Consider the following 26131-nt stretch of genomic DNA (forward strand, 5'->3'; position numbering starts at 1 on the left):
GGGAGTTGCTTTCATAATCATCATTGTTCTCCTCGTCAGCGACCAGGTAACGATCGTTCCCGCCCGATCAAGAAGACAGCCCCCAGCCCCACCGCCAGCCACAACGTCACCACCCGCAACAGAATCGTCGCGGCAATTGCACTTGCCGTCGCAACGGCACCAGACACCAGTAGAGCCACCATTACCGCTTCGGTACTGCCCAATCCGGCGGGTATGAAACTCAGGGCACCAATCAGCATGGAAATGGCATAAATGAACATGACCGATGTGAGAGGTACGTCCGCTGCCACAGCCCTCAAAATCCAGTCGAACGCCAACACTTCGAGCCCCCAGGCCATGAGACTCAATAACGTCGCGACAATCTGTCGACGTGGGGTATGACATCTGCGTGCCTGGAGCAATACCCGAACGAGATAGCGCAGCATCCGGGAAATCCAGCTACGTCCCTTGCCGATGCGGCGGGCAATGTTGCCTATCAGTTCCGGGTGCACCATCAGCAGTACGCCGCAGACCAGCAACGCCAGAGTGGCCGCCATCATCGGCAGCCATTTGGGGTGAGCACTCAAGCCCAACAGCGCCAAAACAACTATCGCCAGCAAATCCGAAAACCGCTCACTCAATAGCGCAGCAAAACTGTGTGCATAAGGCACATCCCAGCGTTTTAACAGGACTCCACGTAATGCCTCGCCCGCCTTGCCAGGTGTTGTAGTCAATGCAAATCCCGACAGATAGATTTTCAAGCTGGGCCAACAAGGCAATGTATGTCCCAAGGCCCTGAGATAAACCTGCCAGCGCAAAAAACGCAGCCCATAGCCAAGCAGAACCAAAACGATTATTTGCGCCCCGTCCCCCCACCCTACCCGACTGACCGCCCCGCTCACCGCCGCCCACCCACCCCAGAGGGAAATGGCGAGGTAAACCAGGGCGGAGCAGATCGCCGAACCGATCAACAACTGATAGCGCCATCCAGCCAAAGTCGCGGCCTGGTTCACAGGTTGAGCCTTTTGAACAGTGACTGCGGCAATGCCCGTATCAGGTACATGATCAACGCCCAGAACGCCGGTACATAAAGCACCGAGGCCTTGCGTTCGATACCCGCCACAATTCGACGAGCGACTACCTCCGGTTGCGCTACCAGGAAAGCCGGCATCGCCAATCCGCGGGTCATTGGCGTATCGACAAAGCCGGGCTTGATGGTGATCACATGCACGCCGGACTTGGACATCCGCGCGCGCAGACCTTCGCAGAATGTGGAAACGGCCGCTTTGGCTGCGCCATACACGTAGTTGGAGGGACGCCCGCGATCCCCCGCCACTGAAGAAATAACCGCCAGCGTGCCACCGCGCTGAACGATCATCAGACTCGCCAGACGAGTCAGCAAGGCAATTACCGAACTGCCATTGTTGGCAAACTCGGCCATGGCCGATTCAGCACTTCGCTCACATTCGTGTTGATTTGGCAAAGATCCATAAGCAATCAAACAGATATCCATCGATTGCATCACAGCCAGGCACTGCTCCAGCATGATGCTTTGTGCATCAACATTGCCAAGGTCCATCACGCAGGGGGTAACCCTGCTTGCACCTCGCGCCTTAAGATCAGCACAGGTTTGCAGCAGTTTTGACTCATCCCTGGCAACCAGAAAGAACTCGCTCTGCTCAATCGCCCACAGTCGTGCGCAAGCACAGGCAATGGCAGAAGTAGCCCCCGCAATCAGGATTTTTTTCATTGTGTCACTCGCTGCCAAAACCGGGACATCAATGCCGGGTCGCGCATTGCCTCCAAACGCTCCCAAGCGGGATAGGCCTGGCGAAAATCGCGGGCACTCATGTGCGCGTCCTTGGCCGGGTACAACCGACCGCCAGCCTCATGGACAATAGTGTCCAGCCGCGGCAGCAAGGTGGTGTTCAGGGCGCCGTTTTGGGGAAAGTCCAGCGCCAGCGAGGTCCCGGGCATCGGAAAGGACAACAGTCCTGGGGAGGCGATATCACCACAACGCTTGAGTACCGCCAGGAAAGATCCCTGTCCGCTACGGGCAATGACGTCGAGCAATTGCACCAAGGCGTCCTCGGCAACCGCTTGTGGTACTACGCACTGGAACTGTTGGAATCCTTTGCGGCCGTAGATCCGGTTCCAGTGCTCAATGCTATCCAGCGGGTAAAAAAACGGACGGTAAGCAATCGTCTGGTTTTTCCTGCTGGCCGGCTGCATGTGCCAGTAACAGCGGTTGAACAATCCCACCATGAATGGGTTGACCAAGGACGCTGCTGGCTGAGCGTGTAAAGTCATGGCACGGGTCGTCGGCACTTCCAACGGTCCGTGCTCACAGTGGTCCCCTACGATCATGACACCGCGCCCCAACGCAGAGCCCTTGGCCTGGCAATCAATCCAGGCCACGCTGTATTCATGGGAAGCATCAAGCTCTGTCGCCAGTGCGAAAAAGTCACTTAGTCCACCAAATCGCACCCGGGTCGTATCGATCCGACTGGATTGGATTCTGCGCAGACGAATTCTGACCCAGCTGATAATGCCCGTCAGACCTAGTCCGCCGAGAGTAGCCGCAAACCACTGGGGATTTTCCCTTGGCGAACACACCGTCAAAGGTTGCTCGGATCTGTGTAATCCGAAACTCAAGACCGAATGAGCAAACGTCCCACGGCAGTGGTGATTTTTACCATGGACATCGTTGGCCACCGCTCCGCCCAGTGTCACATGGCAGGTTCCAGGTGTGACTTGCAAAAACCACCCGCGAGGAACCGCCAGTTGCAACACTTCACCCAAAGTGACCCCTGCCTCGGCGCAGATCTCTCCCGTTTGCCAGTTGGCGTCGATGAACCGACTCAACGGGCGCATGTGCAATACATGGCCGTTACTGGCCAAGCAACTGTCGCCATAGCTGCGGCCATTACCGAACGGCAATGTCGAGCCATGCATTTTACTGACCCGCAACCACTGATCATCCAGATCATTTCGCCAGGCACAGGGATGAGCGATTTGCGGTTCTGCGGGATATTGCCCCCACGAACTCAACGGTAAGCTCATAGCAGGCACGACTGCGCGGTATCAACGAGCAGGCCCCCGGCATCAAAACGATCGTTCATGTCGCACTCCAGAAAATCAGGCAAAACAACACCCCTACGACAAGGCTCAATCGGTCCTTTAGCGCAAACACCACCGGGTCCTCCTTCATTAATCCGCGATGAGTCAGCATCCAGAGCCGAGTGATCCAGAACAGCAACAAGGGGCACGCAAGCCAGATGATTTGTGAACGCTCATACAGGGCAACGGTTGCGCTGTCGCGGATGTACAGTGCCAAAACCAATACCGCGAGATAGCCGGAAGCCGCGCCTAGCGATGAAAGCATCGCCATATCGCCTGGGTAATAATCCCGACCGCTAGCTTTACCGCTAACCCCGTTGCGCGAGACCACCAGGAGTTCGGTATAGCGCTTGACCAAAGCGAGGCTCAGGAAAATAAACATGGAAAACGCAAGGATCCACGGCGTCAGTTCCAAATCGAAGGCCGCGCCACCAGCGATGATTCGCAAGGTGTAGAGCAACGCCAGAGTGATCACGTCCAGGGGCATGATGTGCTTCAACTTGAACGAATAGACCAGCGTCAAGGCGTAATAAAAAGCCAATACCGAAACGAACCGTGGAGGTAGCCACCACCAAGCGCCGCCAAGCGATATGATCAATAGCACTGGACAAATCGTCAGGCCCGACCTGATCGACAGGCATCCGCTTGCAAAGGGTCTGTTCCGTTTGGTTGGATGCCTTCGGTCGTCTTCCAGATCCAGCAGGTCATTGAGTATATAAACGCCGGAAGCGCATAATCCGAACAATATGAATGCCAGCAAGCCATGCCATAGCAACATTGGGTTGGTGATCTGATGCGCGGCCAGCAACGGCACGAAAATCAGCGCATTCTTTGCCCATTGATGCAGGCGCAAGGCCTTCCGCCATTCGCTAAATCCCGTCGTGTCGGAGCGGATCAGTCGCACCACATTACCCAGCTTCAAGATGGCCAGTTCGACAGGTGCTGAAGGATTGACCACATAAGCAAGCCTGGCCGAGCGCCAGATCACAAGGTCGTCCAGTGCGTTACCGACGTAATCGAAGCCTCGTTGACCGAACAATTCAATCAATCGGTCACGCTTGCGCGGACCTGACAGATTGCATTCCAGGCGAGTCGCTAATATTTCATCGAACACCTGCAAGTGTTCGCCGATCCTTTGCGCCAACGAATGATAACTGGCGGTGGCCAACACGATCTTGCGGCCTAGCCTGCGCTGCTCGTCGATCAGGGTCAGCACATCCTGATCGTAGGGCAATAGGCTGACATCGACATCCGTCGATTGAGCCAGCTGTTTCTTCAGATAGGCCTTTCCGCGGAGCACCCAGGCCAAAACTTTCAGGCAGCGCCAAGTCTGGTTGCGGACAAACGCCATGGCGCATTCAAACATCAGATCAGATTTGAGCAGCGTGCCATCCAGGTCGACAACAAAGGGCAGCGAAACTGAACGGTCCTCCGTCATGGGCTGCAATACCTGGTCGCAGGCGTTCATACTGGATGACGGTCACGAAACACGACAAACCGGAAAAAACTGTAGCCGATTGCCAGGTTCAGCAACGAAAACGAAACCAACACCCCCCATCCAGGCAGGTTTCGGGTATCGCCGACAGCTCCAATGCCGTAGCTCAAGCCAGCTATTGAAGCATTGAGCGGCAAGTAACCACGCCGAGGCGCCCCAGGCTCAAAGATATAGAGCGCATTCACATAGAATGAAAATGCTGTGGCAACACAAAATGCCGTCAGGTTGCTGACCGCCTGGCTCAGCCCGACAGCGCTACGCAACACGAAAAAGACCTGCCAATGGATCAGTCCATTGGCCAGACCGATAACCATCAATGCAGAGAATCCCTTCATCATGGAGCCTGCGTTTACCCGTTGTTAGCGGGTTTCAAAGCTAGGGCCACCATCCAGGATGGTCTACTGTCAGAACTTACAGGTCCGCAGCTGTTTCCGACAGGCGGTCAATTTCTACCGCTTGGCGTCGTTACAACACCGGAAGCACCGCGCCTTGTTGATCAGCCCTTGGCCGCAACTTGAAGATATAAAACAACACCGTCGACAACACCAGAAGCGCCAGCACCACCAGAATCGACTCGACCGTCATCGGTCCGTTGACGAACTGTTCTACCAGTTCCTTCGGAATCGAGGGCAGCTCTTTGATCTTATTGGCCGGTCTTTTTATTTGGCATGGCATGCCCCCCAAACGCATGTGATGCCCGAACACAAAATCACTGACAGTCCCGGCTTCGCCGCTCCTCTCCTGTTAACTCTGACAGTAGACGGCCGCGCCTCTGCAATTGAACATCCCTCAGACGTTCAATTCAGGGAACAGACTATGTTGACCCGACGCGATCTGGTGAGCTTCACCTCGCTCTGTGCAGCTGCTGCCTCGTTGCCCATGCCTATCCCCGCGTTTTCCAGCGACCTGAAGCCGGACACCTCGCTCCCCTTCAGTTTTGACACACTGATCCGGCTCGCCGAAGCGACGGCGCTCAAGCCCTATGTCAAGTCGACCGCCCTCCCCAAGTACCTGCTCTCGAATATCGACTATGAGGCATTGGGCAAGATCCGATTCGACAGCGCACGTGCTCTTTTTGCCAACGGGCCTGGCCTGTATCCCGTCACCTTCTTTCATCTGGGCAAATTCTTTCGCACCCCGGTCAAAATGCATGTCGTCAGCGACGGCGTGGCTCATGAAATCCCTTACGACAAAACGCTGTTCGATCTGCCTGTCGACAGCCCGGCCCAGGCACTCGCAGCCGATAGCGGCTTCGCCGGATTTCGTCTTCAGGAAAGCCGCCTGGGGAATCAAAAAGACCACGATTGGAAAAAAAACGACTGGGTCGCTTTTCTCGGCGCCTCGTATTTTCGGGCCATTGGCGAACAATACCAGTACGGAATTTCAGCGCGAGGTATAGCGCTTGATGTGGCCCTGGCGGACAAGGCCGAAGAGTTTCCGGATTTCACCCACTTCTGGATCGAGACACCGAGCGACGACCAGCACCCCGACATAACCCTGTATGCGTTGCTCGATGGGCCCAGCCTCTGCGGCGCTTATCGATTTGTGATCAGCCGCACCAAGGGTGTGCTGATGGACATCGATGCTGCGTTGTTTCTACGCCAGAACATTGACCGTTTCGGTATCGCCCCCCTGACGTCCATGTATTGGTTCAGCGAAACGGCCAAGCCTGGCGCTATCGACTGGCGACCCGAGGTTCACGACTCCGATGGACTGGCCCTATGGACGGGGACGGGTGAACGGATCTGGCGGCCGCTCAACAATCCGACGCGCACCATGGCTTCGGCATTCTCAGACAGGAATCCACGAGGGTTCGGACTGCTTCAACGTGATCGTTCTTTCAACAACTACCTGGACAATGTGAATTACCAGCGTCGACCCAGCCTATGGGTAGAGCCCTTGGGGGACTGGGGTGAAGGGAGCGTACAACTGGTGGAAATCCCGACCGACGACGAGATCAATGACAACATCGTGGCGATGTGGGTGCCCAAGGAACCCGCCGAAGCCGGTAATCAATACCGTCTGAAATATCGACTGCATTGGCTGGCCGATGAGCCTTACCCAGGCAATCTGGCGCGCTGCGTGGCGACGCGCCTGGGAAACGGAGGCCGTCCGGGCCTGCCGCGCCCCAAGGGCGTGCGCAAGTTTTTTGTGGAGTTCATCGGCCCACCACTGGAAAAGCTTGCCTCAGACACGAAACCGCAAGCCGTACTCTGGGCCTCCAGGGGTTCGTTTGCGAATGTGCACACTGAAATGATGTCCAGTGAAACACCGGGACACTGGAACGCTCAATTCGACCTGAGCGTTGAGGGAAATGAACCCGTCGAACTGCGCCTATACCTGCGTCTGGCAGAACAAACGCTGTCCGAATCCTGGCTGTATCAGTACCACCCCTCCAATTCATTGCCAGCGACGGTGATGCAAGAAACCCTCATTCAATCATCAGCCACCGCACCAAAGGCCTGATGCGATGGATTTCATGCGCGTCACCACCGAAGCCATGCTCGGTACCTTGATTTTCATCACCTGGCTTCATTCAACGGCCCGAGCCGACGCCCCATCCAGGAAGCAGCAGGAAGAGGCTGCTTTTATCGAACAACTGATCGGGCAAATGACCCTTGAAGAAAAAATTGACCAATTGACCCAACTCAATATGCAACAAACCCCCACCGGCCCGGTAGAGGACAACAGGGATCGTCCCCCCATCGGTGTCGCTCATGCCGGTTCAGTATTGGGTGCATACGGCGCAGAAACCACTCGCAAGCTGCAACACGAAGCCGTCCAGGGTTCGCGTCTACATATTCCTGTGCTGTTTTCCCTGGATGTCATCCATGGGTTTCGCACCCTGTTTCCCGTGCCGCTGGCTGAAGCATCGGCTTGGGATCCAGACTTGTCGCAACGCACCGCAAGAGCGGCCGCCGTCGAAGCGACAGCGGCCGGCGTGCATTGGACCTATGCCCCCATGGTGGACATTGCGCGAGACCCACGTTGGGGGCGGATCGTCGAAGGTTCTGGCGAAGATCCATTCCTGGGCGCCGCGCTGGCGGCTTCACGTGTATGGGGTTTTCGCGGCGAAATCGCTCCCGACACCACGAAGATGCTCGCCACCGCAAAGCACTTCGTTGGTTACGGCGCCGCCGAAGGTGGGCGCGATTACAACACCTCGGACATATCCGAGCGCACGCTGGAGGAGGTTTATCTGCCGCCGTTTCGCGCAGCCGTACAAGCCGGGGTCGATGCGTTCATGCCTGGATTCAGTGAAGTAGACAGTACGCCCATGCATGCCAACCAACGATTGATCAAGAATAAATTGCGCGACGAGTGGGGGTTTCAGGGAATAGTGGTCAGTGATTTCGCCGCTATCAGGGAGTTGATCCAACACGGTGTCGCATCTACACCACGAGCGGCGGTCCTGCGCGCGTTCAATGCGACCATCGATATCGAAATGGGCGGTTACGATTACGCCAGTGAATTACCGGTATTAGTACAGAGCGGCCAACTTCAAGAACGCCAGCTGGATGACGCAGTGCGACGGGTGCTCCAGGCGAAACAGCGGCTTGGCCTGTTTGAAGATCCTTACCGTTACAGCGATCCGACACGGGAACGGAATCTACTCGGGACGCCAGAAACCCGCGCGCTGGCACGAGAAGCCGCACAGAAATCCATTGTGTTGTTGAAAAACGATAACGCGTTGCTGCCATTGCCCAAAAACCTGCGCAACCTTCTCATCGTTGGGGCGTTGGCAAACGACGCGCAATCGACATTAGGGTCCTGGTCGGCCGATGGTCGTGCCGAAGAGTCGATCACCGTTCTGGAGGGTATCAAGCGCGCCGTATCGCCCGGGACGCAGGTTACTTATCTGCCCCTGGCCGCTCCGGAAAGCACCGACGTGGCCGGTACCAACGGGCTTCAACACATGGCCAGCAACGCCGACGTGATCGTTGCCGTGCTTGGCGAAACAGGAGACATGAGCGGTGAAGCCCGCAGCCGTGCCGCTCTTGACTTGCCTGGGGCACAGAACGCGCTCCTCACGGAGCTGACCAAAACGAGTAAACCTGTGGTGGTCATTCTCATGAATGGCCGGCCGTTGACCATACCCACCGTGGACGAACAGGCCCCTGCGATCCTCGAAACCTGGTTTCTAGGTTCGGAAATGGGCCATGCGGTTGCCGACGTGCTGTTTGGCGATATCAATCCCAGCGGCAAGCTTCCCACTACTTTCCCCCGGTCGGTGGGACAGATTCCGCTTTACCACGCCCATAAAAATACCGGACGGCCACCGAGCATCATCAGCCCCTATACATCCGGATACCTGGATATACAGTGGACTCCGCTCTATCCGTTCGGCCACGGCCTGAGCTACACCACGTTCACGTATGGAACCCCGATTCTCAGTAAACAGCGGTTGGCCTTCGATGAAACACTGAAGGTACAGGTTAATGTTCGCAATAGCGGTCAAAGAACCGGAGACGAAACGGTCCAGCTATACCTGCGCCAGAATGTCGCGAGCGTGACACGTCCTGTCCGTACGTTGCGTGGTTTTACGAAAGTCCGGCTCGCGCCGGGAGAAGCAAAGACCGTGGAGTTCACACTTGATCAGAATGACTTCGCTTCACTCAGTGCCGACTATCTGCCGGTCGTCGAGTCCGGGACGTTCACGGTGTACGTCGGAGGGAGCTCCGCCACTGATAATCAGGCCAGCTTCGAAGTGACCTCGGGAACGCAACTTAACGAACAACGCTCGGCCATTCCGAGGTCACTGCGGGAGATGTCACAGCGTTAGCGCTCGATCATTCGGAATCGAGCGAGGCTACCGTCAAGCCTGACAATAGCCTCGCCGGACCCATCGCATCACTGCACCGAACTCACCGAACCTTGAGCCTCACCCGTCGGCTGCAACTTGAAGGTGTAGAACAGCACCGTCAGCAGCACCAGAAACGCAGGCCCGACATACAGCGCCACCCGCGTATCCGGGAAGTACGCCATCAGCCCTACTACCAGCACCAGGAAGGCCAGGGCCAGGTACGAGCTGACCGGATACAGCCACATGCGGTATTTCAGGGCGGCACGCTCGGAAGCGCTCAGGCCTTTACGGAACTTGAGCTGGGCCAGCAGGATCATCACCCAGGTCCAGATCGCCCCGAAGGTGGCGATGGAAGTCACCCAGACGAAGACTTTTTCCGGCACCAGGTAATTGAGCAACACGCCCAGCAGCAACGCGGCAATGGACAACAGCAACGCGCGGCGCGGTACGCCGTTGGCCGAGGTCCTGGCGAAGCCGGCCGGAGCCTGGCCATTCTGCGCCAGGCTGTAGAGCATCCGTCCGGTGCTGAAGATGCCGCCGTTACAGGACGACAGCGCAGCGGTGATGACCACGAAGTTGATGATGCCCGCAGCCGTCTTGATGCCCAGGCGCTCGAACGTCATCACGAACGGGCTGCCCTGGGTGCCGATCTCGTTCCAGGGGTAGATCGACAGGATCACGAACAATGCGCCGACATAGAACAACAGAATCCGCCAGAACACCGAACCGATAGCGTTGGGAATGGTTTTCTGCGGGTTCTTCGCCTCACCGGCGGTCAGGCCGATCATCTCCACGCCCAGGTAGGCGAACATCACCATCTGCAGGGACATCAAGACACCCTGCACCCCATTGGGCATGAACCCGCCGTGGGTCCAGAGGTTGGAGATACCCAGGGCCACGCCGTCGTTGCCGAACCCGAAGGCGATGATGCCCACGCCACCGATGACCATGGCGATGATGGTCACGATCTTGATCAGGGCGAACCAGAATTCGAACTCTCCGAAAGCCTTGACCGCGATCAGGTTGATCGAGCCCATGCTGACCAGCGCGGCCAGGGCCCAGATCCAGCGGGGCACGTCGGGAAACCAGATGCCCATGTACACCGCCACCGCGGTGATTTCCGCCACGCAGGTCACCAGCCACAGGAACCAGTAGTTCCAGCCGGTCAGGAAACCCGCCAGCGGGCCGAGGTAATCCTGGGCATACCGGCTGAACGAACCAGCCACCGGATTGTGCACGGCCATCTCGCCGAGGGCACGCATGATCACCAGGATCGCCAGGCCGCCGATGATGTAGGACAGCATGATCGCCGGACCAGCCATTTCGATGGCCTTGGCCGAACCGAGGAACAGCCCGACCCCGATGCAGGCGCCAAGCGCCATCAGGCGGATATGCCGCTCGCCGAGTTCACGTTTGAGCAGACCGCCCTGAGCGGTCTCGCCAGGGGGCAGATGATTGCCGACAGGCATAGGGATACAACTCCATTTTGTTATTGGATTAGCCACCGGGTTTCCAAGGGCACAGGCCGATAAGCCTGCCACCTTGCCGAAACCGGGCCTGACTCGTGGACAGACCGTCGTGTAAACCAGACGCCAACACCGATGGGGCCGTGCAGTATAAAAAGCCGGGGATAGAGAGTTTCACTGTAAAACCTTGGAAATTCAGGGATAAGCCATAACAAAAGGTGGGTTTTGGAGAGGCGTTCACTGGGATTACAGGGAATGGAATGTGTAAACGAGGGTAAAAATTACGCAGATAGGACACTTCAACAACTTACGGGCACCGCTGCCCTTGTGGCGAGGGGATTCATGGTGCCGGCCTGTCCACAATTTCCCCTCCCCCACGCCAACCACCGTCTAAGCTTCAAGCAAGTCCGATCAATCTGCGTGAATGGATCAGTCGACTATGGGCGCTCTATGGCAAACCGATTCGAATAAACCTATGGTCCCGACTGAACGTATGGAAGAAGCGTCTATCCCCCCAAGAAAACGCCGCGCGCGGCATGGCTGGCGTGCGTTCTGGTTGCTGCTGCTGATTGTTGTCGTGGTGGTCGGTCTCGCGGTGGCCAAGGAAATGCGTACTTCCAGGTTCCAGGCCAGGGAGATCAGCAAATACGCTGCATCCCTGAGCTATTCGCTGCAACCGGGGCCCAGCGATGCCATCGTCTACCCCGGTGCGGGTCCATTCGACCGGCGGCTGGGCTACAGCTCGCTGGGGGAGTTCCTGCCGCGACTGCTCAAGCGCAACTATGTGATCCAGGCCCAGACACGGTTTTCGCCGGCCTTGATGGACTACGTCGGCAAAGGCCTGTTCGTGCCTTATCCGGAGAAGATCCAGGCCGGCCTGACCATCACCGATTGCCGCGCCGCGCCGCTGTATCAGTTCAAGTATCCACAACAGCTATATGCCAGTTTCGACGCCATCCCCCCCGTGGTGGTGCAAAGCCTGCTGTTCATCGAAAACCGCTTTCTGCTCGATCCCCGCCAGCCCCAGGCCAACCCGGCGGTGGACTGGCCGCGCTTCGGCATGGCGGCCTGGTCGCAGGTGGCCAAGCTGTTGAGCTTGCCGGGGCAGTCCGCCGGGGGCAGTACCCTGGCGACGCAGCTGGAAAAGTACCGCCATTCTCCCGATGGCCTGACCGTCTCGGGGGGTGAAAAGATCCGTCAGATGATTTCCGCCAGCGTGCGCGCCTATCGGACCGGTCCGCAGACCCTCGAGGCGCGGCAGCGGATCGTGCGCGATTACCTCAACAGCGTGCCGCTGTCCGCCGTACCGGGGCACGGAGAGGTCCATGGCATGGCCGAAGGCTTGCGGGTCTGGTACGGCGCCGATTTCAACCGGGCCAACGAGCAGTTGTTCAGCACCGCCACCGACCCGCGGAGCCTGGCCGAAAAGGGCCTGGCCTTACGACAGATGTTGTCGTTGATGATCGCCCAGCGCCGCCCTTCCCATTACCTGTCCAAGGGCCATGACGAGTTGGCAAGCCTGACGGACAGCCATATCCGGCTGCTGACCCAGAACGGTGTGATCGACGGTGCCCTGGCCGATGCAGCCCTGGCGAGCAAGGTCAGTTATCGCGATTGGGTGCAGCAACCGACGATCCAGCCCAACGAAACCAATAAAGGCATCAGCGCCGCCCGCAGTCGACTCGCCACGCTGCTCGACCGTCCATTGTATGACCTCGATCGCCTGGACCTGTCCGCCACCAGCACCTTGCAGAACGACTTGCAGACCCAGGCCACCGAGTACCTCAAGCGCTTGGCCGACCCGGCCTTCGCGACCGAAATCGGCCTGATGGGAGAACGCCTGCTCACCCCCACCAGCACCACCCAGGTGCGCTACAGCTTCACCCTGCTGGAACTGACCCCGGACGGCTCCCGCGTGCGGGTGCAGACCGACAGCACCGACCAGCCTTTTGACATCAACGAAGGCAGCAAACTCGAACTCGGTTCCACTGCCAAGTTGCGGGTACTGACCACCTATCTGCAGATCATCGCCGAGCTGCACGACCGCTATGGCGCGGAGCCCCCGGCGGCCCTGAAAAAAGTCGAGGTCGCCGAGCAGGATCGCCTGTCCCGCTGGGCCGTCGACTACCTGATCCAGAACAGCGACCGCAGCCTGCCGAAGATGCTCGAGGCGGCGCTGGATCGTACGTACTCCGCCAGCCCCGGCGAGGCATTTTTTACCGGCGGCGGGCTGCACACCTTTCACAACTTCCGCAGCGAGGACAACGGCCGCAACCCCACCTTGCGCGATGCCCTGCGTGAGTCGATCAACCTGCCGTTCATCCGCCTGATGCGCGATCTGGTGCGCTACGCCACCTATGCCGGGCCCGACAACAGCGCCGAGCTGCTCAAGGACGACAGTAACCCGCGGCGCCAGGAATACCTGGCCCAGTTCGCCGACCGCGAAGGCACCTCGTTCCTGCTCAGGTTCTGGAAAAAATATCAGAAGAAAGACACCAGCCAGCGCCTCGAAACCTTTCTCGACAGCATGCACCCCACGGCGATCCGCCTGGCCGCCGTGCACCGCTATTTCTTTCCCAATGACAGCCAGGACAGTTTCAACCGCTTCGTGCGTTCGCACCTCAAATCGGTCAAGAGCAACGAAAAGCTCACCGACGAACGCCTGGAACGGCTCTACCAGAGCTACGGTCCCGGCGCCTACGACCTGCCCGACCAGGGCTTTATCGCCAAGGTCCACCCGCTCGATCTATGGTTGATGGGTTACCTGTTGAACAACCCCGACGCCAAGTTCAGCCAGATCGTCAAGGCCAGTGAATTCGAACGCCAGGAAGTCTACAGTTGGCTGTTCAAGAGCCGGCACAAGAGCGCTCGCGACAGTCGTATCCGCACCATGCTCGAGATCGAGGCGTTCCTGGATATCCACCAGCGCTGGCAGAAAGTCGGCTATCCGTTCGATCATCTCGTGCCTTCACTGGCCACGGCTATCGGCAGCTCCGGTGACCGCCCCGCCGCATTGGCAGAGCTGGTGGGCACTATTCTCAACGACGGTATCCGTCAACCGGCACTGCGGGTCGACAGCCTGCACTTCGCCGTCGACACCCCCTACGAAACGCAACTGGTCAACGACCCGGACAAAGGCAAACGCGTGATGCCGGTTGAAGTGGCCCGGGCCCTGCGCGGTGCGCTGTCCCAGGTGGTGGACGCCGGCACCGCGAAACGGGTCGCCGGCAGTTTCAAACTGGCCGACGGCACGCCGCTGGCCATGGGCGGCAAGACCGGCACCGGCGACAACCGTATCGAAGCCGTTGGCGCCGGTGGACGGGTGATCAGTTCAAAGGCGATCAACCGTACCGCCACCTTCGTCTTCTATATCGGCGACAGCCATTTCGGCACTCTCACCGCCTATGTCCCGGGGGCCTCGGCACAGAACTTCAAATTCACCTCGGCCTTGCCGGTACAGGTGCTCAAGGGCATGGCACCGTTCCTCACGCCCTACTTGCAGCCGGGCAGCCATACCCAGTGCACGCCGTTGGTGGCGGGGCAGCGAGTCACGGCGATGTAGGCAGGTTACCTGTGGCGAGGGGATTTTATCCTCGCGCCACAAAGGTCAGGAGTTGCCCTCAGATCAGGGGTAGACCCAAGATCAGGGGTTGTTTCGAGGCACCGCGTCGAAAATCACCGTGAAGTCGGCGTTGTACATACCAGCAGAGAGTGGGCGTGTAGGCGAGTTCGCAACAACGACACGCATCTCCGCCTGGGTACCCGGTGTGGACGTGGCATCGTCCACGACTTCCTGAGGTCGGTTGTCCAGCGGTACCCCGTTGAAAATAGCCCGCAGGGATACCACATCCACACCGTTGGTCAGATGGATGGCACCTGTCTCGTTAGCATTCTCGATGTAGGCGTGGACCGAACCGTCGGTGTTCTTCACATCATAGGTGTGGCGCAAAGACGTGAATTTGTAAGTGATAGGGTTGTAATACATATATTCATCCTTGCCAAACTCAGGGTCCCGTGGCTGCACATGGAACTGCTGGGTCGGAATGTTCGCCTCGATATGGATGGATGAACGCGCATCATCGGCCCCGAACACCAGTGAAGGGTTCAGAGCAGCCCCCAAAGCAATAACGGATACAACTTTCTTAAACATGCTTGATACCTTTTTATAGTAATGAAAAGCGCGGGAGCACACCTTGCTCCCATCGTCACGGGCCCAACACAACATCCTCGCCACAGGGTTTCGTGTTGTTTCATGATCCTCACCGCAAGGTGAGGCCTCGCTACGGCGCGGTAGCGTCGAACACCATGTGCACCGTGCCGTAGTAGTCACCCGGCTTGTAATCGTCATCGGGCTTGATGGCGGCGATCTCCAACGGCACCTGCCGCCCCGGTCGGGCTTCCGTGGCCGAGACCACCTGGGCCGAATCCAAAGTCAATTCGACGCCGTTGAATCTCACCCGCAAGTCGATACGATCACGCCCATTGGACAAATACGCCTCCTGCCCGAGGCGCGCACCGATGGAACCGTTGCTGTTCTTCACCTCGTAAGTGGCCCGCAACGGGCTCAGCTCCCCGGTGATGGTGCTGAAGGGCAGGCGCTGTTCGCGCTGGACCAGTTGCGGGTCGAGGGGCACCACATGAAAGTCGGCCGTCGGAATGGTCACGTAGAGTTCGAAGGTTTCCCGCTCGACTGCGCCCCAGGCCGCAGCCGAAAGCAATGTCAGGGCGGTCAATGCGAAGGGGCGTACCAGTGTCTTGGACATATTTGATTACCTGTGGCGTCAACGACGACCGTCAACCTTTGATCTCGACGTTTTTTGTCTGGCTCCCTTCAATCAGCGTGAAGCGGTATTCACGCCCCGCTTCCTTATCGAACGAGAACGTACGGCCAGCCATCACGTGGTGCTTGGTGGTGGGGCGGCATTCGTTGTCTTTCTTGGCCTCGCAGTCCTTGAACTCATCGATCACCACGACGCTGTTGCCCTTGTTACGCAGCAGATAGCGGTTGGGGTTGTCCTCGATCACTGACTCGAAACGGGTGTTCTTGGGCCGCACGAAAAACACCGTGCCGTAGCCCGCCAGGACCTTGACCCCGGCGCCCACGCGATCCTTCTTGTATTGCTCGCGCTCTTCCTTGCTGACAGCGAACTCGTCTTCGGCCTCCGGTACCACCGGCACGAAGCGCACACGGAAGTAGCGCTCCTTGTCGCGGTTGCCCATGAACAGCAAGCGCGTTCCCTGCACGCCGTTGGCTGGCACGATCAGGCGCGCCGGGCTGGCCATCAGGCCGTCCTTGGCCTGGGCACTGGCCTGGTTCTGCAGCGGCACTTCCTGATAGGTGCCGTCCTCGTTATAGATAATCTCCAGGATGTTGACCTTGACGAAGGCTGTGGACGTGCCGCCGTTGAACACCCGCTTCATATAGGTAGTCTTGTTGCCGTCCAGATAGTCGTAGACCACCCCGACCCCAATCTGCGGACCGGCCTGGGCCACGCCGCAAAACAGAGAAAAACCAACCCATGCCAATAAATGTTTCATCACTTTTCGAACCTCATGCATTTGACGCGACTCACTAAAAAATCCTGGCCGACAGGCCGCTTAAACTTCCGAATCCCAGACCACCGTGACGTTGCCGCTATAGGCTTTTGCCCCGGAGTCGAGCATTTGTTCGACGTTGCTCTGGCCGACCTCGAAGTGCAGCGTTCCAGCTTTACGGTCGAGGTAGAAACCCGGCTGGAACAGCTCGGTACCGCTGCCGTCACGTAACAACGGGCGCCGGTCGACCGGTTGCCCACCGGCATCCGTCAATCCTTCGGGTAGGGTCACGCTGACGTTCACCGGCACGGCATGACCGGTGCCGGTGTCGGAGATCGCACAGGTGTTGCCGCTGATGATTTGGCATTCGATTGCCATCTTGAAACGCGAGGACGCAGAGATATGGAAGCGCTGGTCGCGAAACAGCCGCGTCGGCTTGCTGCCATTGCTCAACCAGGCTTGCCAGCCCTCTTGAGGCACCAGTTCGACCCGGTTGCCGCCAGGCGGAACCTCCACCTTGAGGGCGTGCTCCACGTTCAGTTTGAAATTGAGGGTAATCACCGAGTCAGTGGGCATCATCACATCGCCCATGTCGAAGTCTTGCCCCGGACCAACACCATAGGACACTGAACCGATGTATTGACCGGCCGACATCCTCAATGGATTGGGCGTGCGCAGTTCGTAGGCAAAGTTCAAGCCGTGGTAGGACATGCTGGGGATCTGGTAACTGGCCCTTTTGGCGCACACACCTTCAACCGGGGTCTTCCAGAAGAAAATGTAGACGAGGTCATTCAAGCCCGAATGACCCGAGGATTGGCAGGGTGAAGGCGCATACTTCCAACTGGAACCTCCCCATAACTTTGCGTGAGCGGTGCTCATATCCACGCCACCACCGACTAGATCAATGACGCTGACAGGGAGCTGGTAGTACGAGCCTATGCCGGCTATGCGTACTTGAACGATCTCGGTTTCACCTGTTCCTGTATGGGTCACCTGTGCCAGACGCCAAGTGGCTGGCATATGGAACATCGCCCCTTGCCGGGAATTACCATGGTCCGCCTGGATAGGTGCATTCGAGTGGGCGTTGAGGAGAAACTGGACACTGGAAATTTTCTCTCTCTCACACAGCGCCGCATAATTGAAGCAATAGCCTGAGACCGGTGTGGTGTTGAGAAAGGTATTGTCGTTGGGCTTCGAAGGATCCGGCCTGTAGACTGCGGTGATGTCCGCGCTCACGGCACTGACCGTCGACGCACAGGTCAACAACCCCACTAAGACCACACTACGCACTGCCATCGGTAAATGTTTCATCGATACCTCACCGTCCTTTCGCCTCAGGCTGGACAATCCATGCCCCTTAAACTTCCGAATCCCAGATCACCGTGACGTTGCCGGTGTAGGCTTTCGCACCGCTGTCGAGCATCTCCTCGACGCTGCTGCGAGCCACTTCGAAGTGCAGCATTCCCGGCCTGCGGTCGACGTACAGCCCCGGCTGGAACAGCTCGGTACCACTGCCGTCACGCAGCAACCGACGGCGGTTGACCGGTTGCCCACCGGCATCCGTCAAGCCATCGGGCAGGGTCACGCTGACGTCCACCGGTACGGCGTGGCCGGTGCCGGCTTCAGAAATCGCGCAGGTGTTGCCGCTGATTTGCTGGCATTCGAGTGCCATCTTGAAACGGGAAGACGCGGAGATATGGAAGCGCTGGTCGCGGAACAGCCGCGTCGGCTTGCGTCCGCTGTTGAGCCAGGCTTGCCAGCCGTCCTGGGGCACCAGTTCCACGCGGTTGCCGCCGGGGGGGACTTCGATCTTGAGGGTGTGTTCGACGGTCAGATTGAAATTAAAGGTAAGGACCGGGTCGGAAGGGATCATGACATCGCCCATGTCGAGGTCCTGACCTGGCCCAATGTTATAGGTCAGTGACCCGGTATATAGACCGCTCGACATTTTCAGAGGATTTGGGGTGCGTAGTTCGTAGGCAAAGTCCAGATAATCGTAGGTAAAGCTGGGGATCAAAAAGCTGGCCTTTTTGGAGCACGCAGCTTCGACCCTGGTTTTCCAGAAAAACCGATATGTAGTCGCATTAAGGCCTCCATGGCCGGTATACCCGCAAGGTGTGCCGGGATTCACCCAGCTATGGCCGTAGCCACCCCACAACCGGTTATGAGCCAATGCAAGGTCAATGTTCGGATTACCTATCAGGTCAAGCACGTTCATTGGAAGTCGATACCTCGACCCGATGCCTGAAAAGCGTACTTCGACGGTTTCGATTTCCCCCGTTTCGGCATGAGTCACTTGTGCGGTACGCCAGTTGGCGGGCACCTTGAAGGTCGCCCCTTGCCTATAATCGGTATGGTTCGCCTGGATAGGGCTGTTCGAATTGAAACTGATAGGCAACTGAATGCTGAATATCTTCGTCGCAGCGCAATCTGCCGGATAGAAAGTGCAGTAGCCTGAAACCGGTGTGGTATTGGTAAATTGATTCAGGTTTGGCTTCGAAGCATCGGGTCTGAATATCGCGCTGATATTCTGACTCGCCGCATTGGCCACCGGCACGCAAGCAAGCAACAACAGCGAAACCACGCTGCGCACGGCTACCGAAAAAGGTTTCATCTATACAACCTCATACATCAATGCAAATCCCTGCAAGTTGGAAGGAAAATCCTTGCGTGAGGAACGACCCTTGCTCCCCACCACACCCAAAAATCAAGAGCGCTGCCAGTCCTTACCGGCCTCGGCCAACGAGCTGTCAGCCAGCGTGTCTGGCGTGCACCGCAGATCGCCGATCATCAACACGTCGCCATCGTCGCTGGCGCTTTCCGGGTCGAGGCGGAAGCGGCAGAACAGCTCGTTGCCGTAACGCACTTCCAGGGTCGGGGACGCGGCGTTCATTTCCATGGAGAAGAACCCGTCCGCCTCGCTGACTCCACGGCTGGCGTGGTTGATCACGTGGTGACCCTTGAGCGGTTCACCGTTTTCGTCCAACAGGCGACCGAGCACGGTCACGGTTTTCATCACGCTGACCTTGCGGTAGTCCACGCCGCCCTTGTTCAGGTGATAGCGAGTGCGAGCAGGCTCAATGTTCGCTGCCGGTGGATGGACGCCTTCGAAGTCGAAGGTCACCATGCTGTTGCGGTAGGCGGTGATCGGAACGAAGTTGCGACCCGGATGCAGGGTGGTGCTGCCGCCTGTCAGATCGTCGGCACGCAGGACGACATTGTCCAGGTCGGTCTCCACGTCGACGATCATCCCCGCGCCACGGCCATGGGGCAGGCCGGTGAGTACAGCCTTCTGCCCGCCCACGGCCACGGTGCTGCTCAGGTTCAGGCCGCCGGTAAGGTTGTCGTTGTAGGACGAGCGCTGCAGGAAGCCATCGCCATAGAGGGACTCGGTGCTGAAGCTGGCGATGCCGGACAGGCCTACGCCATAGGTGTCGGCCAGCGCGGTGCCGGAGACGCTTTGCAACACATGGTCTTCGAGGTCGCGGCGATAGGTCAGCGACGCGTTGTTGTCCCGGTCACCCTCGCGTGAGGTCCGGGTGCCGATGCTGCCGGACCAGTATTCGCCCGGCCCACCCAGGGCCACGCTGACGCTCAGGTCAATGCCGCGGTTGCGTCGGTCGTTGGTGCTCGACGTGCCGGGGCGATCGAACAACGACACCCGCCAGTTGGCGTCGCTACCGCGCAGCTTGCCGCGCTGGGTCCAGCCCAGGTCCAGGCCGGTGCCCTGGACATTGCCTTCGCTGTAGGCAAGCCGTCCGTTGATAGACGTCTTGTTGCTCAAGCGATGATTGACCGACAGCGACGAGTTGCTGGTCTGGCCGACGTAGACGTTGCGCTGACGGATGCGCGTGCCGTCCGGCAGGGTTTCGTAGGTGTTGCGGGTGTCCAGCCAGCTGCGGTTGTGGCTGGCGACGACGCTGCCCTGGCCGTAGCTATAGAGCGCCTGCAAGTCCATGCCATTGCCGTACTGTTCGGTGTGATAGACGTTGGCGTATAGGCTGGTACTGCTGGCAAGCGTCCAATCCACCGAGGTGCCCACCTGCATCTTGTCCTGCACCTTGCGGGTAGAGGCGCCCAGGATCACCCGGGGATGCAGCAGGTAGTTGAGGCCGAACCCTGCCGTCGTGAAGCCTGAAGGCTGGTCATCCCAATTGCTCCAGAGGCGGGTTTCCCGGCCGGCGAACAGGTTGTAGCGCCAGCGGTCCTCGGCGTTGCTCCAATTGTTCGGTTTGTAGACCAGCTCCTGGCTGGTGGCGGTGGTTTGCCCGTCCTCGATCAAGCGGACTTCCACTTCATAGATACCGCCGGGCAACGGCCGGGTATCGAGACTCTGCAAGCCTGCGGCGACGGCCTGGGTGTTGATCAACAGGCCATTGCGATAAATCTCCACCGAAGCCTGGCGGCTGGCGGTGACATAAATGGGGTAGACGCTGGGTTTGGGATTGTCGATCGCCAGGCTGTCGGAGCTGCCGAACATCAGGCCCAGGGCGGTATCCGGGTTGGCGCCGAAGGAGCGTATCTGGCGATTCAAGCCATCGGAGCTGGGGGTGAAGTAACCCAGGCGGAAGAAATTGCCTTCCATTTCCCGCTGGGTGAACAACTCATGGACCGCGTGATACAGCTTGTCGTCCGGCCCGCCAAGACGCGAAAGCTGGAGGTCCAGCGACTGGCTCCAGTTGCCGACGCTGGAACTGGCGTTGAGGCCATAGCGCCCGCCTGTGTCCTGCTCCTGGCCGCCATTGAGATTGAGCTGGTTGTTGAAGATCAGGCCGAGGCTGCCGCCTTCCGGTTGTTCGTAATAACGCTGGGTTTCGATACCACGCTCGATGTCGCGGGTCAGAATCGACACCAACGAATTTTCCAGGCTGTAATGCACCGCCAACAGTCCGGCCGTGCAGTTGGTCTCGCAGGCGCCCAATACCATTCCCTGCTTGAGCCGTTGCTCCCATTGCTCGCGCTCAACGGCCTTGATGGTGCTGTCCTGGGTGTCGTTGAACTCAAGCAAGGTGATGCGATCATCGCGCGTCATGACCACCATGGCTTCACCGAGAAACTGTTGATTGAGTTCAATACGAACCGCGATGGGCACATCGAAGAAGTGGGATTCAAACTCCGCCGGCAGGCCCTTGGCCTGGGACAGCAGGCTTCTCGGCGTCGTACCGGGGGCAGTCGGTGCGGCCAATGCGCTGACGCACATCAACAGCGCGAGCGCACTCGCGATGGGTGTCATCGGTAACATCAACGGACTCTCATAATCAGCGAGCTATCGGGGTGTTTCAGGTACGGGCCGACCCGTCGGGGAGAACCGGTCGACCCTGCATACCCGGGGAAAGAGGTGAAACTCACCGGGCAGCGAATGGCCTTACGGGCGCGGCACGGCGTCGAAGATGACGGTCATGTCGGCGGTGTACAGGCCGTTCTGAGTGTTGAGAGGCTTGGCCGGGAGGATGACCATTTCGGCCTGGGTCCCTGGGGTGGAGGTTGCATCGTCTACCACTTCCTGGGACATGGCGGTCAGAGTGACGCCGTTGAAAGTAGTGGTCAGGGCGATGGCGTCGCTGCCGTTGTACAGCGAAGCCGGGCCGCCTTCGATGTAGGCATTGACCGAACCGACGGTGTTTTTCACATCGTAGGTCTGACGCAGCGAAGTCAAGGTGCCGCTGACCGTGTTGTAGGTCATGGTCTCGTCCTTACCCCAGTTCCCGTCACGGGGCTGCACGTGGAACTGCTCGGTCGGAATGTTCGCGGTGATATGAATGGACGAACGTGCGTCGTCGGCAGCGAAAGCCAGCGAAGAACTCAGGGCCGCAGTGGTCAGGGTGGCTGCGGTTACGATTTTCATGAGCATTGTTTAACACCTGTTCATAGCAATAAAGAGAGAAGGGCCGAAGTTGCGCACCAATACAGCTTGGCGTGCCCCTTCAACGCCGGTGCATGATCGTCGCTCTTTAATTAAAAATAAGCAGGAAAGTTCGCAGAGTCATGTAGTAAAACGCGCACGCGAAACTACGAAAAATATGCATTTTTCGACAAAACGCAACTTTGAATGTAAGAGACTTCCGACATTCTCACTAGTTGCGGTTAAAACACCCAGACGCCCATCCGGTTTCGTCCCGCACCCACAAGGGATTCAGGTAAGGTCTTGTTTCACTTCAAGTATGACGCAACCGAGATATATCTTTTAACAAAGATATATCTATAGTCGAAGATATATCTGAAGTCAAAGATATATCTCGATTCTATTTATGCAGAACAGAGACTAGATAGATGACAGCTCCTTATTACCCTCCCACTCGCGAACAACATCATCGTGATGGTTTCGAACGGCGCCCACCCGGTCGAGAGCGCGGTGGGCGCGGTCCACGAGTGTTCGCTGCGGGCGACCTGAAGTTGCTGTTGTTGGCACTGATCGCCGAAAAGCCTTGTCACGGTTATGAGCTGATTCGGCAGATCGAAGCCATGTTCGACGGCGCCTACACCCCGAGTCCCGGCGTGATCTACCCCACCCTGACCCACCTGGAAATGAGTAAGATGGTCAGCGGAGACGCCGAGGGCGGTAAAAAATGTTACAGCGCAACCGACGCTGGACGTCTGTTCCTTCACGACCAGGCCGAGGCGATGGATGGCGTGCGGATACGCATAGAAGCCAGCAAGCGCATCCTGCGCGAGCAGGATCGACCGGCTGAAATCCACGAAGCGGTGGGTAACCTGCGCCGGGCCCTGCAGAGGCACCAGGATCGCTGGAGCCCGGAAGAAATCCAGCGGATACGCGATCTACTCAACGACACCGCCAAAGCCATCAGTGACGGCGCCGCCCGTCCACCCGTTTCGGAGCCAAGCGATGACTGAAATCGATCCAAACACCATTCACCGTGTCAGCCACGAGATCAAGCGTCGTCGCCTGCAAGTATTGCGGGTGGTAGACCTGACACCACGCATGCGCCGCATCACCGTTGGCGGGCCGGAACTGGCCGGGTTTATCAGCCTGGGCACGGATGATCACGTGAAAGTGTTTTTCCCGCAGAACGCCGAGGAACGGGCCGCCCTGGAAACCTTCGACCCCAGCGCCGGCAAGGCCCAGGGCCCGCTGCCGGAAATGCGCGACTACACCCCGCGTCGCTACGACCTGGAGGCCCTGGAGCTGGATCTCGATTTCGTGCTCCATGGCGACGGTCCCGCCTCGACCTGGGCGGCCCAGGCTGAGCCCGGGCAATCACTGCACATCGGAGGGCCTCGGGGCTCGATGATCGTGCCGGACATTTTCGACAGTTATCTGCTGATCGGTGACGAAACCGCCCTGCCCGCCATCGCCCGCCGCCTCGAAGGCCTGACGCCCAACCGGCGTGCGCTGGTGGTGGTGGAAGTCGAAAACGGTGCCGAGCAGCAAGTCCTGCAAAGTCCGGCGCAGGTGCACGTGATCTGGGTACTGCGCGAAGGCCGCCCGGACAGCCTGTTGACTACCGTGCAGCATCTGGACATGCCGGGCGGCAAGCTCTACGCCTGGGTCGCCACCGAAAGCAAGGTGTCACGGCAGATTCGCAAGGTGTTGCTGGAGGAGAAAGGGTTGGACCAGGACTTTGTGAAGGCGGTGGGGTATTGGAAGGCGGAGGGTAGTGAGGAGGATTGAGAGACTGGCGGCTGAACTACCCTGTCCCTCTGAACGGCCCCCCTGTGGCGAGGGGATTTATCCCCGCTGGGCTGCGCAGCAGCCCCCATCACAGTGGACTCAATCTGCCTGATACACCGGGTTGGCTGGTTTTAGGGCTGCTGGCGCAGCCCAACGGGGATAAATCCCCTCGCCACAGGTTTATCATTCGCCTTCGAATATTTGCTGAGCCAGGTTCCCCATGCTTTTCCTGATCGCCTACATCAGCAGCGTCGTGCTGATCAACTACGCCTTTTCCGCCGCACCGCACCTGGACATCATCTGGTCGGCCTGGGGTGGCCTGGTGTTCGTCCTGCGGGACATGGTGCAGACCAGGTTCGGCCATGGCGCCATCGCAGCGATGCTGGCGGCGCTGGTGTTGTCCTATGTCACCTCGGACCCGACCATCGCTCTGGCCAGCGCCACAGCGTTCGCGGTGTCCGAGTGCATCGACTGGCTGGTGTTCACGATCACCAAGCGTGCGTTGCATGATCGGTTGTGGATCAGCTCGGCACTGAGCATTCCCCTCGACACCTTCATTTTCTTCGGCCTGATCGATGCCTTGACCCCACCGGTGGTCATCACCGCCCTGGCCTCGAAATTCGCCGGGGTCACCGCCGTCTGGCTGATCATGGCCTGGCGCTTACGTCGGCAGGTCATGGCCAATTGAAGCCAAACCCCATGGTTCATGTAAAATGCCGCGCTTTCTCCCTATGGGAAGCTCGCCCGGCGCGCAACCCCGATGATCCGCTCCTGTTTGAGGACCTTCAGATGACCCGTATCGGAACTCCCTTGTCGCCCACCGCGACCCGCGTTTTGTTGTGTGGCAGCGGTGAGCTGGGCAAGGAAGTGGTAATCGAATTGCAGCGCCTGGGCGTGGAAGTGATCGCCGTGGATCGCTACGCCAATGCGCCGGCCATGCAAGTGGCCCATCGCAGCCACGTGATCAACATGCTCGACGGCGCCGCCCTGCGTGCGGTGATCGAGGCCGAGAAGCCGCACTTTATCGTGCCGGAAATCGAAGCCATCGCCACCGCCACCCTGGTGGAACTGGAAGCCGAAGGCTTCACCGTGATCCCCACCGCCCGCGCCGCGCAGTTGACCATGAACCGCGAAGGCATCCGGCGCCTGGCCGCCGAAGAGCTGGGCCTGCCGACTTCGCCCTACTTCTTCGCCGACACCGTGGAGGACTACCGCAAGGCCGTTGAAACCCTCGGTTTCCCATGCGTGGTCAAGCCGGTGATGAGCTCGTCAGGCAAGGGCCAGAGCCTGCTGCGCAGCAGCGACGACGTACAGAAAGCCTGGGACTATGCCCAGGAAGGCGGCCGCGCCGGCAAGGGCCGGGTGATCATTGAAGGCTTTATCGACTTCGACTACGAGATCACTTTGCTGACCGTGCGCCATGCCGGCGGCACCACCTTCTGCGCACCGGTCGGCCATCGCCAGGAAAAAGGCGACTATCAGGAGTCCTGGCAACCCCAGGCCATGAGCCCGGCGGCACTGGCCGAATCCGAGCGCGTCGCCAAGGCGGTGACCGAGGCCTTGGGCGGACGTGGGATGTTCGGCGTCGAGCTGTTCATCAAGGGCGACCAGGTGTGGTTCAGCGAAGTCTCTCCGCGTCCCCACGACACTGGTCTGGTGACGCTGATTTCCCAGGACCTGTCGCAGTTCGCCCTACACGCTCGCGCCATCCTCGGCCTGCCGATCCCGCTGATCCGCCAGTTCGGCCCGTCGGCATCGGCGGTGATCCTGGTGGAAGGCCAGTCGACCCAGACCGCTTTCGCCAACCTGGGCGTCGCCCTGAGCGAACCGGACACCGCGCTGCGTCTGTTTGGCAAACCGGAAGTCAACGGCCAGCGCCGCCTGGGCGTGGCCCTGGCCCGCGACGAATCCATCGAAGCGGCCCGTGCCAAGGCGACCCGCGCGTCTCAAGCGGTGAAGATCGAGCTGTAAGTTTGGCTACTACCCTGCTGTATTGATCGTTCCCACGCTCCGCGTGGGAATGCCTCTGCGGACGCTCCGCGTTCGGCTCTTTGGGACGCGGAGCGTCCCGGGCTGCATTCCCACGCAGAGCGTGGGAACGA

General features: G+C 58.9%; 21 protein-coding genes. 7 read left to right on the forward strand and 14 right to left on the reverse strand.

Features of this window, described 5'->3' with window-relative positions; translation table 11 throughout:
- Positions 1-35 precede the first annotated feature (35 nt).
- From FBX99_RS01280 to FBX99_RS01305, 6 genes are all read right to left on the reverse strand, one after another.
- Positions 36-992: a lysylphosphatidylglycerol synthase transmembrane domain-containing protein gene (locus FBX99_RS01280; RefSeq protein WP_144924440.1), complete on the reverse strand. Its 957-nt coding sequence runs from the start codon at positions 990-992 to the stop codon at positions 36-38.
- Positions 989-1729, reverse strand: a complete 741-nt coding sequence (locus FBX99_RS01285; RefSeq protein WP_144924437.1) for an SDR family oxidoreductase — start codon at positions 1727-1729, stop codon at positions 989-991. The genes FBX99_RS01280 and FBX99_RS01285 overlap by 4 nt, the downstream gene beginning before the upstream one ends.
- Positions 1726-3042: an FAD-binding oxidoreductase gene (locus FBX99_RS01290; protein ID WP_144924434.1), complete on the reverse strand. Its 1317-nt coding sequence runs from the start codon at positions 3040-3042 to the stop codon at positions 1726-1728. Before FBX99_RS01290 ends, FBX99_RS01285 begins: the two co-directional genes overlap by 4 nt.
- 55 nt (positions 3043-3097) lie before the next feature.
- Positions 3098-4537 (reverse strand): UbiA family prenyltransferase, encoded by a 1440-nt coding sequence (locus FBX99_RS01295; RefSeq protein ID WP_145130444.1) that lies wholly within the window; start codon positions 4535-4537, stop codon positions 3098-3100.
- Positions 4538-4563: 26 nt separating this feature from the next.
- A complete protein-coding gene (locus tag FBX99_RS01300) occupies positions 4564-4932 on the reverse strand; it encodes a GtrA family protein (RefSeq protein ID WP_306085246.1) in 369 nt (122 codons plus the stop codon).
- Between the two features lie 127 nt (positions 4933-5059).
- Positions 5060-5284: a hypothetical protein gene (locus FBX99_RS01305; protein WP_144924428.1), complete on the reverse strand. Its 225-nt coding sequence runs from the start codon at positions 5282-5284 to the stop codon at positions 5060-5062.
- Between the two features lie 189 nt (positions 5285-5473).
- Here FBX99_RS01305 and FBX99_RS01310 point away from each other — a divergent pair, with 189 nt between their 5' ends.
- Both FBX99_RS01310 and FBX99_RS01315 read left to right on the forward strand, forming a co-directional pair.
- A complete protein-coding gene (locus tag FBX99_RS01310) occupies positions 5474-7060 on the forward strand; it encodes a glucan biosynthesis protein (protein ID WP_256662477.1) in 1587 nt (528 codons plus the stop codon).
- 4 nt (positions 7061-7064) lie between these two features.
- The gene (locus FBX99_RS01315; RefSeq protein ID WP_145130445.1) at positions 7065-9377 is read left to right on the forward strand and encodes a glycoside hydrolase family 3 N-terminal domain-containing protein; all 2313 of its coding nucleotides are present in this window, start codon (positions 7065-7067) and stop codon (positions 9375-9377) included.
- Positions 9378-9445: 68 nt separating this feature from the next.
- On the opposite strand, the gene FBX99_RS01320 is transcribed toward FBX99_RS01315, so the two are convergent.
- Positions 9446-10867 carry an amino acid permease gene (locus FBX99_RS01320; protein ID WP_144924419.1) on the reverse strand — a complete coding sequence of 474 codons (1422 nt, stop codon included), beginning with the start codon at positions 10865-10867 and terminating at the stop codon, positions 9446-9448.
- 436 nt (positions 10868-11303) lie between these two features.
- On the opposite strand from FBX99_RS01320, the gene FBX99_RS01325 reads away from it, so the two are divergent.
- Positions 11304-14426, forward strand: coding sequence for a transglycosylase domain-containing protein (locus FBX99_RS01325; RefSeq protein WP_144924416.1), 3123 nt, complete (start codon positions 11304-11306; stop codon positions 14424-14426).
- Positions 14427-14507: 81 nt separating this feature from the next.
- On the opposite strand, the gene FBX99_RS01330 is transcribed toward FBX99_RS01325, so the two are convergent.
- From FBX99_RS01330 to FBX99_RS01360, 7 genes are all read right to left on the reverse strand, one after another.
- A complete protein-coding gene (locus FBX99_RS01330) occupies positions 14508-15014 on the reverse strand; it encodes a CS1 type fimbrial major subunit (protein WP_144924413.1) in 507 nt (168 codons plus the stop codon).
- Between the two features lie 130 nt (positions 15015-15144).
- Entirely contained in the window at positions 15145-15627 is a 483-nt protein-coding gene (locus FBX99_RS01335) for a CS1 type fimbrial major subunit (protein WP_144924410.1), read from the reverse strand.
- A 31-nt stretch (positions 15628-15658) separates the two neighbouring features.
- Positions 15659-16402, reverse strand: coding sequence for a molecular chaperone (locus FBX99_RS01340; RefSeq protein WP_178111826.1), 744 nt, complete (start codon positions 16400-16402; stop codon positions 15659-15661).
- 60 nt (positions 16403-16462) lie between these two features.
- Positions 16463-17695 carry a hypothetical protein gene (locus FBX99_RS01345; protein ID WP_144924953.1) on the reverse strand — a complete coding sequence of 411 codons (1233 nt, stop codon included), beginning with the start codon at positions 17693-17695 and terminating at the stop codon, positions 16463-16465.
- Between the two features lie 61 nt (positions 17696-17756).
- Positions 17757-19013: a hypothetical protein gene (locus tag FBX99_RS01350; RefSeq protein ID WP_144924405.1), complete on the reverse strand. Its 1257-nt coding sequence runs from the start codon at positions 19011-19013 to the stop codon at positions 17757-17759.
- Between the two features lie 93 nt (positions 19014-19106).
- Positions 19107-21641 (reverse strand): CS1-pili formation C-terminal domain-containing protein, encoded by a 2535-nt coding sequence (locus FBX99_RS01355; protein ID WP_144924402.1) that lies wholly within the window; start codon positions 21639-21641, stop codon positions 19107-19109.
- A 123-nt stretch (positions 21642-21764) separates the two neighbouring features.
- Positions 21765-22250, reverse strand: a complete 486-nt coding sequence (locus tag FBX99_RS01360) for a CS1 type fimbrial major subunit (RefSeq protein ID WP_144924399.1) — start codon at positions 22248-22250, stop codon at positions 21765-21767.
- Between the two features lie 419 nt (positions 22251-22669).
- Between FBX99_RS01360 and FBX99_RS01365 the strand changes: the two genes are divergently transcribed.
- The 4 genes from FBX99_RS01365 to purT all read left to right on the forward strand — a co-directional run bounded on the left by FBX99_RS01365 (position 22670) and on the right by purT (position 26000).
- Positions 22670-23251: a PadR family transcriptional regulator gene (locus FBX99_RS01365; RefSeq protein WP_144924395.1), complete on the forward strand. Its 582-nt coding sequence runs from the start codon at positions 22670-22672 to the stop codon at positions 23249-23251.
- Positions 23244-24029: a siderophore-interacting protein gene (locus FBX99_RS01370; RefSeq protein ID WP_144924392.1), complete on the forward strand. Its 786-nt coding sequence runs from the start codon at positions 23244-23246 to the stop codon at positions 24027-24029. Before FBX99_RS01365 ends, FBX99_RS01370 begins: the two co-directional genes overlap by 8 nt.
- 220 nt (positions 24030-24249) lie before the next feature.
- Complete coding sequence (locus tag FBX99_RS01375) at positions 24250-24717, forward strand: VUT family protein (RefSeq protein ID WP_144924389.1); 468 nt, start codon at positions 24250-24252, stop codon at positions 24715-24717.
- A gap of 101 nt (positions 24718-24818) precedes the next feature.
- A complete protein-coding gene (gene purT / locus FBX99_RS01380) occupies positions 24819-26000 on the forward strand; it encodes a formate-dependent phosphoribosylglycinamide formyltransferase (protein ID WP_144924386.1) in 1182 nt (393 codons plus the stop codon).
- The last annotated feature ends 131 nt before the right edge of the window (positions 26001-26131 follow it).

It is taken from the genome of Pseudomonas sp. SJZ074 (assembly GCF_007828215.1).
GTDB lineage: Bacteria > Pseudomonadota > Gammaproteobacteria > Pseudomonadales > Pseudomonadaceae > Aquipseudomonas.